This is a genomic window from Vogesella mureinivorans (assembly GCF_007644035.1).
GTDB lineage: Bacteria > Pseudomonadota > Gammaproteobacteria > Burkholderiales > Chromobacteriaceae > Vogesella > Vogesella mureinivorans.
On sequence record NZ_VMTV02000291.1, the window covers coordinates 212270 to 225933 of the forward strand.

Consider the following 13664-nt stretch of genomic DNA (forward strand, 5'->3'; position numbering starts at 1 on the left):
CACCGGCACCGCCCATCCGGAGAGTGACCTATGTATTCCGAACGCTATGTAAGGACCTTCGGCAGCGCAGCAGGTGTCATCGGGCAGCTGTATTCGCTGCCGGCGCTAGAGCGGGACGGCTACGGCGCTATCTCCCGCCTGCCAGTGTCGCTGCGCATCTTGCTGGAGTCGCTATTGCGCCACGCCGACAGCACACCGGCCTGCGAGGCGCAGCTGCGCCAGCTGGCCAGCTGGCAGCCGCAGGCGCTGCGCGATAGCGATATCCCTTTCATGCCGGCGCGCGTGCTGCTGCAGGACTTCACCGGCGTACCGCTGCTGTGCGACCTGGCCGCCATGCGCGACGCCGTGCACGCCCTGGGTGGCGATGCCGGCTGGCTGGCGCCGCAGGTGCCGGTGCACCTGGTGGTGGACCATTCGGTACAGGTAGATTTCTTTCGTGAAGCCAATGCGCTGGCGCTGAACATGGCGCAGGAATACACGCGCAATGCCGAGCGCTACCGCTTTATCAAGTGGGGGGTGCAGGCGTTTGACAAGCTGCAGGTCAGCCCGCCGGGGCTGGGCATTGTGCACCAGGTCAACCTGGAGCATCTGGCACCGGGCCTGGGGCGGCGGGGCGAGGTGTGCTTTCCGGATAGCGTGGTGGGGACAGACTCGCACACCACCATGATCAACGCCCTGGGTGTGCTGGGCTGGGGGGTGGGCGGTATCGAGGCCGAGGCCGCCATCCTGGGGCTGCCGGTGACGCTGCTGATCCCCGATGTGGTAGGCGTACAGCTGGAGCAGCAGCTACCGCACGGGGTCAGCGCCACCGACCTGGCGCTGGCCCTGACCGCCATCCTGCGGGAAGAAAATGTGCTGGACTGCTTTGTGGAATTCTTTGGTGCCGGCTGCGCCAGCCTCACCGTGCCCGACCGCGCCACGCTGGCCAATATGGCGCCAGAGTACGGTGCCACCGTGGCCTTTTTCCCGCCCGATGAACAAAGCGTGGCCTACCTGGCCGCCACCGGCCGCGACGAAGCCACGCAGCTGGCGTTTCGCCACTACTACCAGGCGCAGAACATGTTCGGCACACCGCTGCCCGGCATGCTGCACTACAGCCGTACCGTGCGCATCGACCTGAGCCGTATCCAGCCATGCGTGGCTGGCCCCCGCCTGCCGCAAGAACACAAGCCACTGGGCATCGTCAAACAGGACTTTCTGCTGTCGCTTGGCCAGCCGGTAAGCCAGGGCGGCTTTGGCCAGATTACCGCGCCGCGGCTACCCCTTGCGGCCAACCCTGCCGCCTTGCGCCATGGCGATATCCTGATCGCCGCCATCACCTCCTGCACCAATACAGCCAACCCCGGCAGCATGTTGGCCGCAGGCCTGCTGGCGCGCAACGCCGTGCTGCGCGGGCTGCGGGTGGCGCCGCATATCAAGACGTCGCTGGCGCCTGGCTCGCGCGTGGTCAGCGACTACCTGGCCCGCGCCGACTTGCTGGCACCGCTGGGCATACTGGGTTTCCGGGTAGTGGCCTACGGCTGCACCACCTGCATTGGCAATGCCGGGCCACTGGACCCGGCACTGGAAGCGCAGGTCAGCCAGCAAGGGCTGGTGTGTGTGGCGGTGCTATCTGGCAACCGCAACTTTGAAGCCCGCATCCACCCGGCCCTGCGGGCCAACTACCTGATGAGCCCGGCGCTGGTGGTGGCCTACGCCCTGGCCGGCCGTATCGATATCGACCTGGCCCACGAGCCGCTGGGGCACGATGCCACCGGCGCGCCGGTGTACCTGCACGAGCTATGGCCCAGCCCGCTAGACACCGGGCTGGCCCTGCAGCAGGCCAGCCATAGCCAGCCCTATCGCCAGGCCTACCTGCCGCTGCAGCAGCCACAGTGGGCGGCCCTGCCGGTGCTAAGCGGCCAACGCTACCCATGGCCAGCGTCCAGCTACATCGTGCGCCCGCCCTTTGTGGCGCAGCTTGCCCTGGCCTGCCCCGCTATCGCTGGCCTTTACCAGGCCCGCGCCCTGGCACTACTGGGCGATGCCATTTCTACCGACCACATCAGCCCTGCCGGCCCGATCGCGGCAGACAGCTGCGCTGGCCGCTACCTGTACGAGCAGGGCATCGCCGAGGCCGATTTCAATAGCTACGGCAGCCGGCGCGGCAACCATCAGGTCATGATGCGGGGCTGCCTGGCCAACCCGCGGCTGCGGAACCTGATGCTGCCGCCCGACAATGAACCACAAGGCGGCATTACCCTGCACCAGCCCGATGCCCAGCGCGGCTTTATCTACGATATCGCCATGCGCTACCGCACCGAGCAGGTACCGCTGGTGGTGTTTGCCGGCCACAACTACGGCACCGGCTCCAGCCGCGACTGGGCCGCCAAAGGCATGGCCTTGCTGGGCGTGCGGGCGGTGATTGCCCGCAGCTTCGAGCGCATCCACCGCAGCAATCTGGTGGGCATGGGCGTGCTGCCGCTGGAGTTTCAGGGCCAGGACAGTGTGGCGACCTTACAGCTGCACGGGCGCGAGCTGTTTGACCTGCCGTTTATCGAAGACGGCATCCGCCCCGGCATGCTGCTTACCCTGCAGATTTACTACCCGAATGGCCAGCAGCGCAGCTGCACCCTGCGCGTGCGTATCGACACCGAAGCCGAAGCCACCTACTACCGCCACGGCGGGCTCATGCCGTATCTGGTGAGAACACTGATCAGCAAGGCCTCGCTGGCCCCGCAGCAGGTGCCCGCATGACCACCTTCATCCGGCGCGAACAAGACAGCCTGGGCGCCATCGCCGTCAGTACCGATGTGCTGTGGGGGGCGCACACCCAGCGCGCGCTGCTGCATTTCCAGATAGGCAGCGAACTGATGCCGCTACCGGCGGTGTACGCCATGGCGCGCATCAAGCGCGCTGCCGCCATGGTCAATGCCGAGCTGACCCTGCTGGACAACCGCCTGGCACTGGCCATTGCCCAGGCCGCCGGCGAGGTGCTGCAGGGCATCCATGACCAGCAGTTTCCACTGCATATCTGGCAAAGCAGCTCCGGCACGCAAAGCCACATGAACATGAACGAGGTGCTAGCCAACCGCGCCTCCGAGATTCTGGGCGCAGACTGCGGCGACCGGCGCATTGTGCACCCCAACGACCACGTGAACCTGGGCCAGTCCAGCAATGATGTATTCCCCACCGCCATGCACCTGTGCGTACTGGACATGCTGCACGCACAGCTATTGCCCGCCCTGCAGCAGCTCATCGATGCGCTGCAACAGAAGCAACAGTGCTACAGCAAGCTGGTGAAGCTGGGGCGTACCCATCTGCAAGATGCCGTACCGCTGACACTGGGGCAGGAAATCTCCGCCTGGGTCACGCAGCTGCAGCAGGTGCAGCGCAGCCTGGGTAGACAGCTGCCAGACCTGTACCCGCTGGCTATCGGCGGCACGGCGGTAGGCACCGGGCTGAATTGCCACCCGGATTTTGCCCGCGCCGTGATTGTGCGCCTGGCCGAAGAAACCGGGCTGCCCTTGTCGGCCAGCAGTAACCGCTTTGCCATCCAGGCTGCCCACGATGATCTGCTGGCCTGCCATGGCCTGCTGAAAGTGCTGGCAGCGGTGCTGAACAAAATGGCCAACGACATCCGCTGGCTGGCCTCCGGCCCGCGCGCAGGGCTGGGTGAGCTGCTACTGCCGGAAAACGAGGCCGGCAGCTCCATCATGCCCGGCAAGGTGAACCCCACACAGTGCGAAGCCATCACCATGCTGTGCTGCCAGGTAATGGGCAATGACGTCACCATTGCCCTGGCGTGTGCCGCCGGCCAACTGCAGCTGAATGCCTACAAGCCCTTGATACTGCTGAATCTGCTGCAAAGCCTGAGCCTGCTGGCCGATGGCATGCGTAGCTTCAAACGCTATTGCATTACCGGGTTGGCCGCCAACGAAGCGCACATCCAGGCCAGCGTAGCGCGCTCGCTGATGCTGGTTACCGCCCTGGTGCCGCATATCGGCTACGACCGCGCCGCAGTCATTGCACAGTACGCCCAGCAGCAGGACTGTAGCCTGCGCGAGGCCGCCATCGCCGTGGGCGGCATAAGCGACACACAGTTTAGCGCCTGGGTGGACGCCAGCGCGATGGTGTAGGCGCATGCCAGATGGCCCGCTGGGCAAAGGTTGGCCGCATGGCGGCGCGGCGGGCAGCGCTAGGCCAGCTTGTCCGGGTGGAGCAGGCGGTCGTATTCCTGCTTGACCACGGCGTAGCATTCACAGGTACGCTGCTCCAGGCCCTGGCGGTCTACCACATGGATATGGCCGCGCGCATAGGCAATCAGGCCGGCACGCTGCAGGTTCATCGCCGCATTGGTGACCCCCTCGCGCCGCACGCCCAGCATATTGGCGATCAGCTCCTGGGTCATCACCAGGTCGCTGCCCTGCAGGCGGTCCAGGCTTAACAGCAGCCAGCGGCACAGCTGTTGATCCAGCGTGTGGTGCCGGTTGCACACGGCGGTTTGGGCCATCTGTGTAATCAGCGCCTGGGTATAGCGCAGCAGCAGGTGCATTACGGCGACCGAGGCATTGAACTCTTCCTTGATCACCCGCGAAGGCAGCCGGTAGCCATAGCCGCCACTTTGTACCACGGCGCTACTGGGGGTGGACTCGCCCCCCATAAACAGGGCAATACCGACAACGCCCTCGTGGCCCACCACGGCGATCTCGGCCGAGTCACCGTTTTGCATCACGTACAGCAACGACACAATGGCATCCACCGGAAAGTAAACATGGTTCAGCTTGCCTCCCGGCTGGTACAGCGTCTGGCCTAGCGGCATGTCTACGCGCTGCAGGTGGGGCTGTATACGCAGCCATGCCTCATCGGGCAAGGCGCGTAGCAAGCCGTTGCCGGCTCTGGAAGGCTGATGGGTCATCATGGCGCCTGTGTTGAAAGGTGAAAAAAAAACGATTCAGCATAAAAGCACCGCACACCCGATGTATGTACGCTACCGCACAGATTGCTCACAAGGTTCGATAGAACATACCAAGACCTGCCAGCGTTCTGTACCGCATCAGGCTGGATGCCAGCCTGCCACGCACGGCAGAGATTGGCCCGCAAACATGGGCGGGTTGGCATCGTTTGCGCCATGGCGCAGGCAAGCCCACCACACCAGCCTTCGCTCTTTTACCAGGAGTTGCTGATATGAATAATGCCGCGAAACGCATCAGGAAACTGATGGATGACAACCCTGCCTGCCGCCAGCTGGACATCCTGAAACAGCTGGCACTGGCTTTGCAGCTGAAACACGACTTCAATGTACATCTGTTGTATGAAATTGATTACTCATACTTCAACATTGCCATGCAGCTATTAGAAGACTGGCGCCTGGGGCACCATATCGAGACACGCAGCAAGCTGATGGAAAAGCTGTTCTGCGAATACCCGGACGCCATCATGCCTACCCAGCTGGCAGAAGACGCACTGCCTGCCCAGCCAGAAACCGTGCCAGCGCCAGCCAGCCCAGCGGCCAAACAACGCAGCAAAGGCAAAGGGCATCGCCAGCAAACCGCACGCTAAACAGCGCTAGGGCAATATGCGGCCAACCTGGCCAGCCAGCCCCCCGTGGCGCAGGCTTAACCCCACACCGGCAACAATAAAACCGCACCAGACAGTGCGGTTTTATCATGCTAGCCAGTAAAACGTGCGGGGCTCAGGGCAGCAGCTTGCCCGCCTCTACCCGCTGTACACCACGCACGTTTTTGCTTAGCTGAATCGCCAGCGCACGCTCGGCCTGGCCGTGCAGCTTGCCACTAAGGTGTACTACCCCCATGGTGGTGGTCACACTGATACGGTTGCTATCGATATTGCGCGCGTACAGCAGCGTAGACTTCACCTTGGTGGTAACCCAGGCATCCGATAACCCTTGCTCCACCTGCGTAGCCGAACGCATGCCACCCGCCGACGCCGGCGGGGTCACCACCTGCAGCTGGTTGTCCACATCGGTGACGCCGCGTGTAGAAGCGGCAATCATGCCGGCCATCCCCATGCTTTGCTTGCTGTTGGCCGTACCCTGCAGCGTTACCTTGCCCTGGCGGCTGCTGACCGTCACATTCACATCGTCCGCGTAACGGCTCCATTTCAAACGCGACTTCACCGCCGCATTCAAGGTGGCGTCGTCGGCCATTTCACCGTAACCACGCGTCAGCACCGGCGGCGGCGGCATAAAGCCCTCGCGCACATCCAGCTGGTTATCCACCGTAGTCACCCCCTCCACGCCTAGCGCAATCTCCTGCGCCAGCTCCTTTTTCACGCTCTCTTCTACCGTGCCGCTTAGCGTGACTTTATTGTTGATCACCGTCACACGAATATCCTGGTCACGCAGTAGCGGGTTCAAGGCGTAGCTAGTGGAAATCTGTGTTTCGTGCCGTATATCCGTTGCCTCCTGTGCTGTAGGGGCTGCAAAGCTCTGGGCACTCAGGCCCAGAGAAAGTCCGCCTGACAAAAACAGCCATGCCAGCTGGCGAAACCGCGTTTTCATGATGAATTCCCTATTGATGGCGCGCCGCTAACAAAACCGCGCGGCCAACCTTTATCAGCCCGCCACCGGCAAGCGTGATGCAAGACAGCATCGGGGTTGTGTTAGCGGCTCCCTGCTAATCAGCAAAAGCCCGCCGGCGGCAGATAGCCGTAGTGGCTACCCCCGTAGCGGGCCAGGGTTTACTTGTGCTTGTTCAGAAAGTCATGAACCTGCTTTTCGGCAGCCTCACGCGTGATGGCGTAGCGTTGCTGCACCAGCCCGGCCAGCTTCTGCACATGGCCTTCTGTTTGCAACAGCTCATCATCGGTCAGCTTGCCCCACAGCACCTTGGCCTCGCCAACATAGGTTTTCCATTTGCCTTTTATTTCGTCAGCACTTGGCAGATGGACAGAGGTGCTAGCCGGGCTAGCAACAGCGGCAGTAGCCGCAACGGGGGGCTTGGTGGTTTTTTCCATAATGATGCTCCTTCATTCAGGGCAAGCCGTACCGGAAGGCGTGGCGTTTACCCCAAGGACAGCATCCCCCCTCACCCGCCACGCGTCTGTTCACTAACGCACCCACGGCAAGGCGAGGCACCCGCCGGGTAAGGGCCGACGGGGCCAGGTGCTGCAAGCACCGGTGGCTGCATCAGGCTTTTTTTTGGGGGGGGAGGCGCCAGCGATGGCGTATCAGTTAGCAACCTGAGCTGTGCCGACAGGGCTGGGTTATTACAACGTAGCGCAGCTTGGTCGTACTCTCGGGTGATGTCGCCCATCACTTCCGGCACTCTGCCCAACATGGATCTGTTGTGTCCCGAACAGGTGAGACCTCAATGGCATCACCCCCTCGTCATTAGCCATCGACATTTGCACGATGATGACATGGAAAAATTGTTTCCATTACGATACGATCAGCATATCGATAAAGCGATAGAAGCCCTGATCAACACCCGACCCGGACACGAACGGCGCGTACTGCGCACCCGCTACGTGACCTGGCAGCATCTGGCCGACAGCTGATTGCCCGCAGCCTGGGCCTGCACGCACGCAACCTGGACACCCTGCTGCTGGCCGCACATCTGCACTTCGGCCAACACTGGCTGCAGTGGCAACAGGGGGCGGCATGAACAGCGCAGACAAACCCTTACCGGCCAAGGTGTGCGACGTACTGGCCGTGGCTCCTAGGGCGCTGTTCTTGGGTGAAATCGAAGCCGCACTGGAATTTGCCTACGACAAGGCGGAGATCATGAGCGTACTGGTGAAGCTGCAAGCGCAGGGCAAAGTGAGCAGTACGCTGCGCCCGCGGCAAGGGCCGGGACCGAAGGTGGCAAAGGGGTATTCATTATGCTGCTAAGCACGTTCCGGATTGCATTCCCTTTTTCGGCATACCCGAATCCCGCAATCCAAAATGAAAGAAATTCCAAATGGGCCAAACCGTATATAAAATCCCGCGTGTAAATGATGAGCAAATTAACGGCCACCTCGTTGGAATAGGAAAAAAATTCGGCGATTACAATGTAAACATTTACATTGGCGACATTAACACAGGGCAAGTCACCTATCCTGATGGCAGCAGCGAAAATATTAAATCCATACTTGCAATGAAAAGCGAGCTGATCTCCAGTATATCAGGCAACATCAATGGCGTTTCTTTTTGGTATTACAGAGGTGGAAGTGCTACAAGTCAGTGGGAAAAATCACCAATCTTTGATGACGTAGCCATCGACATACAGAATTTTGAACCCTCCAGAGTTGAAATTGCAAGCTATATTTTAGCATTATTTAAACCCACACAACTTCCAAAACCTTCTGAGCCTATAGCTCTTTTAGAAGCCCAAAGAGCTTTGCAAGAGTCTTCATTTCTACGCTTGCAGAAACAGCTTGAAGAAGTCTTTCAACAAACCATCAACCTTCGAAGCCAGCTTGACGAGCAGGTAAAAAATAAGGAGTTCGAACTACAAGAGGAATTCAAACAAAAGCAGGCAGAAGCATCTCGTGAAATTCAAGCAGAAAAAGATGCACTGGCAAAACTGAAAGAAGAGCTTGACGAAAGAGGCAAGTCAATAGATGAAAGTGACAACACCTTCGCACGCAGGCAAATAAGAAATAGCATGCTCAACGATGTTTCAAATCGAGTGAATAATTTTGGATTGTCTAATGCAACAATCGAAGCGAGAAGGCCAGTGGCTGGTGGTATGCGTCTTTTGGGAGCATTCTTGTTTTTCCTTTTGGCCTTGACAATATTTGAGATCGTCATCATTCGCACAGAGACAACGAGTGATAAAAAATATGACACCCTAGCCACTCTTGCAGACAAAGTCACCGCACTATCTGCACCACAATCCAAGCAATCCGAATTACCACCAGCCTCCGCCTTGCTTTCGAAAGAACAAAGCAGCAATACTGAAATTATAATGTTGTGGATTAGATTTAGCTTAATCTCGATCAGCTTGGCCGCAACCATTCTTTACTATATCCGCTGGCAAAACCAACTGGCAACCTCTTTTGCAAATACTGAGGAAAGCTTGAAGCAGTTTCACATCGATGTTAATCGTGCAAACTGGGTAGTCGAGACCTGTCTTGAGTGGCGAAAAGAAACCGACTCAGAAATACCATCTCATCTCATTGAAAGCCTTACCCGAGGCCTATTTTTAGGAAAGGATACGACTCCAGCAGTTCTTCACCCTGCTGACGAGCTAGCCTCAGCTCTGATGGGGAGTGCTTCAAAACTTTCTCTAGACTTAAATGGCAACAAGCTGGAAATTGACAAGCCCGGCAAAATTCCAAAATCCATAGCATCATCAGGAAGTGCAAACAAGAGCCAAGAGTAAAGATCACAGCGCTATTGAAGGATGCCTCTGACTCATTTCTATAGCTAGCAACTAGAAAATAACGCAAGGAAATCAACCATGGAAGGCCTCGTACTCCTGCTGGCAGTCATCGCAGTGGTGTTTTACCTGCAAAGTCAGAAAGCAAGAAAGCAACTGGCCGAGGCGCAAGCCAAAGCCGCCGCCGCCATGGCCAGCCAGGAGCAGGAGTGGCAGCAGCGACACGAAGCCCAGCAGGCTGATCTGGCGCAAGCGAAACTTGAACAGGCTGAACTGGAAGAGCGTATCGCTGCACTGCGGCAGGAGATCGCCTCGCTCGCCCGTTTTCAGAACGTGCGCGATGCCGATGCCATGCTACAGCAGCTGCAAAACACCATGGCCGAGCTGAGAACCTCCACCGAGCAAGCCGTCACGGCGATGCGGCGGCAAGCGGAGTCGGACGCCAGCATTACCAGGCAGATCGCCGCACAGGAGGCAGACACCATCCGTAAAGATGCGAATGCCGATGCCCGAACCAAGCGCGAGAAGATTGACGTGCAGCTGGCGCTGGCCAACCAGCAGGCCGAGCAGATCATCCGCGATGCCAATGCCCGGGCAGAGCAGATCGCTGGCGAGGCCTATGTGGCGCTTTCCAAAGCCAACCAGCTGGAAGAAAGCATCAAGGCGATGAAGAACGTCATCGAAGGCTATGGCGACCGCTATCTGAAACCGACCTACAGCCTGCTGGATGAACTGGCCGACGCCTACGGTTTTGATGAAGCTGGCCAGCAGCTGAAGCAGGCACGCGAGCGCAGCAAACTGATGGTAGAGCACGGCCGCGCCGCAACCTGCGACTACGTCGAACGGCACCGAAAGGAAACCGCCATCCGCTTTCTAGTGGATGCGTTTAACGGCAAGGTGGACTCGATCCTGTCACGCGCCAGAGTCGATAACTTCGGCACCTTGGAACAGCAGATCAAAGATGCCTGCGCGCTGGTCAACAACAATGGCAGCGCCTTCCGTGATGCACGCATTGCACCAGAGTACCTCGATGCACGGCTGGCCGAGCTGAAATGGCTTACCGCAGTCAATGCACTGCGCGAGCAGGAAAAGGAAGAGCAACGACGTATCCGCGAGCAAATCCGCGAAGAGGAAAAAGCGCGCCGCGAGATCGAGCGCGCACTGAAAGAAGCGGCAAAGGAAGAAGAAAACCTGCACAAGGCGATGGAAAAGGCCCGCGCTCAAGTGGCTAAGGCTACCGAGGAGCAGCGTGCGGAGATGGAAGCCAAACTGGCCGAGCTGGAAGTGAAGCTGCAGGAAGCCGAGGCGCGTAACCAGCGCGCCCTATCGATGGCGCAGCAGACCAAAGCCGGCCATGTCTATGTGATTTCTAACGTGGGCTCATTTGGCGAGGATATCTACAAGGTAGGCATGACGCGGCGCCTGGAACCACTGGACCGGGTGAAAGAACTGGGCGATGCCAGTGTCCCCTTCGCCTTCGACGTACACGCCATGATCTGGTGCGACGATGCCCCGGCCTTGGAGCACACCCTGCACAAGCGCTTTGTACAGGCCCAGGTCAATAAAGTGAACCCGCGCAAAGAGTTCTTCCGCCTGCCCTTGCAAGAGCTGCGTCAGGTAGTGGAAGAGCACGACATCGACGCCTCCTGGACCATGTCAGCCAAAGCCGCCGAGTACCGGGAAAGCCTGGCCATCGAGAAGGGTTTGAAAGAAAACCCGGCAGCGGTGAAAGACTGGCTGCGGCATCAGGCGTTAGTGCAGGAGGCTGTTCTTCTATTAGAAGAGGAGTGAAATAAGACCATCATCAAAACTACTCACCCGACACAAGCAGCCGGTAAGAAGTTAGACCATATAGAACATGAATCTCCTCAAATACTTCCATCAATTTAAAGATGATCGAAAAAGAAAAAATTAGCGACTTGGAATTGTGCCAATCAATCTCCATGGAAGCGGGCGAGCATTATAGAAAAGCACTGGATGTAATCTCAATTTATCCGGACTATGCAAAATCTCAATTCAGACAGGTAATTGAGCACTTGACATCAACACTTGCCTCCCACTTCAACATACCGCCCCAAATAGATCTTTTTGATGCAATCAAGGCATTACATCAGAATAAATTGATTGACGATGAATTAAGCTCTCAACTTCATCACATTAGAAAGCAAGGCAATGCCGCTGTCCATGCCAAGTCAACCACAAGAATCAACAAAGAAGGCGGGGCTGTCTATACGAATTCTTCGGAAAATTCCAATGATGCAGATAGTGCAAGAGGCACCAGGCTTGAGCTAATAGAAGCTTTTAAAAAAATATTCAGCATTATTAACAACAGAAATCCTCCCACTATATTAATAGCAGAATTTAACGACATCACCAGCCAAATAATATTGTGGAAAGCAGTATCGACTTTTGATTTTAACTCAAAAATGTCAGCGGGGCTTATTCTAGAAGCTCAAGCATTAGCACCCATTAGAAAAGATAGACTGATAATCAGTAATGTTGAAGACACTCATCACCAAACAACATTACGCATGGCAGCTGAATTGTATTGGTCTGCTTGTGAGATTAGCGCCCGAACCGACTCTCTGAATTCTAATGACCTCCATCGTTTGGGTGGAAATGAAGAGCCAATATTCAAACTTGCTAACCCCGAAGCACTCTATCGGTATGGGCGATTGACATTCGAAGAAAACAAAGGTGAAAAGAGCCAGATTCGCGGCATTAAGGCATTAGAAGCTTGTGCAAAGCGCAAGTACACAGGGGCATACATTTTATATGCAGAGATGCTACGAGATGAAAGTAAATTTAATGAAAGCTTGAATATACTTGAGCAAGCCCTACATGCAGGTGAGACAGCTGCATATGCTGCACTAGGCCTTATCTATCAAGATGAAAATGTACCATTTTATTCGCCAGAAAAATCGAAGCAATTTTTGGAAGATGGCGTTGCCAAGGATGATAGCCACAGCAAATTTTTGCTTGGCAAGATGCTCTATGAAGGAAAAATAACCCACCAAGATAAAGAGCGCGGGTTGCAATTATTAAAATCATCAGCCGCAGAAGGTAGTATTAATGCAAAAAACTATCTTAACTTTGAAATTGATGATCGGCTATTCAATGCAATTTCAGATAGATTTAAATTAATGGGTCACATTTTTAAAGCCATGACGGACCAATCAAGACTGATCAATAAGCAAGGTAGAAATGAGTTATGCGCCTGCGGATCGACTAAAAAGTACAAGAAGTGCTGTGGGAAATAATGTGCAAGACATCTAATAAAAATCACTCACAACATAAAAGCTACACCACCGGCAACTCCCCCCAACAGGTCGTCCATCGTGGCGACCTTTTTTCTTGCCGCATCGCCCAGCCGCTGTGCAGCTTCTCGCTGGCCAGGCGTAGCGTGCCGCGGCCGTATTCGCGGTTGATGTGGTCCATTACCGCCATCACCCTGCCCCGGCGCAGGTCGGGCGTGGGAGCGAACAGGTCGGGCTGAACGCGGTCGGCGGGGCCGATTTCCAGCAGCACCACGCCGGCTTTCTTGTAGCTGTAGCCCGGGCGGTAGACGCGGCGCAGGCCGGCCAGCGCGGCGGCGGTAATCGTGGCGCTGTCGGATGAGGGGTGGATCAGCGGGTAGACCTCCCAGCCGGCGTACTGGGCGTCTTGCTGGCGGAAGCGGTTGGTGCGGATGCTGACCGCCACCAGCCGGGCGTGGCTGTGCTGGCGGCGCAGCTTTTCGGCGGCACGGCAGGCGTGGTGGCTGATGGCGCTGGCCAGGGTGTCGAAGTCGTGCACCAGCTCGGCAAAGCTGCGGCTGGCGATGATCTGCTGCTTGGCCGGCGCCACATCCTCCAGCGCCAGGCAGCTGATGCCGTTGAGCTCGGCCACGGTGCGCTCTACCACCACATTGAACTGGCGCTTGATGTCGCGCGGGTCGGCGTGTTTCAGGTCCAGCGCGCTATGGATGCCCATTGCGGCCAACCTTTCCGCGATGCGGCGCCCTATTCCCCATACCTCGCCCACCGCGATGCGCGCCATCAGCTTGTCTTGCCATTCCGGCGCCAGCCAGTGCCAGGCAAACACGCCCTGCGCCCGCGGGTAGACCTCGCCCACGTGGTTGGCCAGCTTCGCCAGTATCTTGCTGGGGCCGATGCCGACACAGGTGGGGATGCCTACCCGTTGCAGCACGTCGCCGCGCAGCCGGGTGGCGTACTCGCGCAGGCCGGGGATGCCGTCCAGCGTGATGAAGGTGGGGTTATCAAAACGGTCGCTGAATGGACAAAAAAGAGATAGCAGGCTACGGCTAATGACAAGACATCAAGGTTGGCCGCAGAGCAGATTTAGCCAGCAACGAAT

At 57.6% G+C, this 13664-nt stretch carries 12 protein-coding genes; 8 read left to right on the plus strand and 4 right to left on the minus strand.

Translation table 11 applies throughout. The features are described from left to right. Positions 1-30: 30 nt before the first annotated feature. Entirely contained in the window at positions 31-2736 is a 2706-nt protein-coding gene (gene acnA / locus FLQ44_RS09445; RefSeq protein WP_147694183.1) for an aconitate hydratase AcnA, read from the plus strand. Then, entirely contained in the window at positions 2733-4118 is a 1386-nt protein-coding gene (locus FLQ44_RS09450; protein WP_147694184.1) for a class II fumarate hydratase, read from the plus strand. Before acnA ends, FLQ44_RS09450 begins: the two co-directional genes overlap by 4 nt. A 59-nt stretch (positions 4119-4177) precedes the next feature. Here the strand turns inward: FLQ44_RS09450 and FLQ44_RS09455 are convergent, their stop codons facing one another. After that, complete coding sequence (locus FLQ44_RS09455; protein WP_147694185.1) at positions 4178-4900, minus strand: Crp/Fnr family transcriptional regulator; 723 nt, start codon at positions 4898-4900, stop codon at positions 4178-4180. A gap of 266 nt (positions 4901-5166) precedes the next feature. On the opposite strand from FLQ44_RS09455, the gene FLQ44_RS09460 reads away from it, so the two are divergent. Next, complete coding sequence (locus FLQ44_RS09460) at positions 5167-5541, plus strand: hypothetical protein (protein ID WP_147694186.1); 375 nt, start codon at positions 5167-5169, stop codon at positions 5539-5541. A gap of 133 nt (positions 5542-5674) precedes the next feature. Here FLQ44_RS09460 and FLQ44_RS09465 read toward each other — a convergent pair whose 3' ends face one another. Beyond that, on the minus strand, positions 5675-6502 hold the full coding sequence (locus FLQ44_RS09465; protein WP_147694187.1) for a BON domain-containing protein: 828 nt from the start codon (positions 6500-6502) through the stop codon (positions 5675-5677). A gap of 179 nt (positions 6503-6681) precedes the next feature. Further along, positions 6682-6957 (minus strand): CsbD family protein, encoded by a 276-nt coding sequence (locus tag FLQ44_RS09470; protein WP_206208779.1) that lies wholly within the window; start codon positions 6955-6957, stop codon positions 6682-6684. Between the two features lie 405 nt (positions 6958-7362). On the opposite strand from FLQ44_RS09470, the gene FLQ44_RS23615 reads away from it, so the two are divergent. From FLQ44_RS23615 to FLQ44_RS24090, 5 genes are all read left to right on the plus strand, one after another. Continuing rightward, the gene (locus FLQ44_RS23615; RefSeq protein WP_170252910.1) at positions 7363-7500 is read left to right on the plus strand and encodes a hypothetical protein; all 138 of its coding nucleotides are present in this window, start codon (positions 7363-7365) and stop codon (positions 7498-7500) included. Between the two features lie 103 nt (positions 7501-7603). Beyond that, positions 7604-7834, plus strand: a complete 231-nt coding sequence (locus FLQ44_RS09475; RefSeq protein WP_147694188.1) for a hypothetical protein — start codon at positions 7604-7606, stop codon at positions 7832-7834. 70 nt (positions 7835-7904) lie between these two features. Continuing rightward, complete coding sequence (locus FLQ44_RS09480; protein ID WP_147694189.1) at positions 7905-9311, plus strand: hypothetical protein; 1407 nt, start codon at positions 7905-7907, stop codon at positions 9309-9311. A 78-nt stretch (positions 9312-9389) separates the two neighbouring features. Next, on the plus strand, positions 9390-11099 hold the full coding sequence (locus FLQ44_RS09485) for an SNIPE associated domain-containing protein (protein WP_147694190.1): 1710 nt from the start codon (positions 9390-9392) through the stop codon (positions 11097-11099). A gap of 101 nt (positions 11100-11200) precedes the next feature. Further along, complete coding sequence (locus FLQ44_RS24090) at positions 11201-12568, plus strand: DUF4145 domain-containing protein (protein WP_206208788.1); 1368 nt, start codon at positions 11201-11203, stop codon at positions 12566-12568. A 40-nt stretch (positions 12569-12608) separates the two neighbouring features. Here the strand turns inward: FLQ44_RS24090 and FLQ44_RS09495 are convergent, their stop codons facing one another. Further along, positions 12609-13496: a DUF4113 domain-containing protein gene (locus FLQ44_RS09495; RefSeq protein WP_240801230.1), complete on the minus strand. Its 888-nt coding sequence runs from the start codon at positions 13494-13496 to the stop codon at positions 12609-12611. Positions 13497-13664 lie beyond the last annotated feature (168 nt).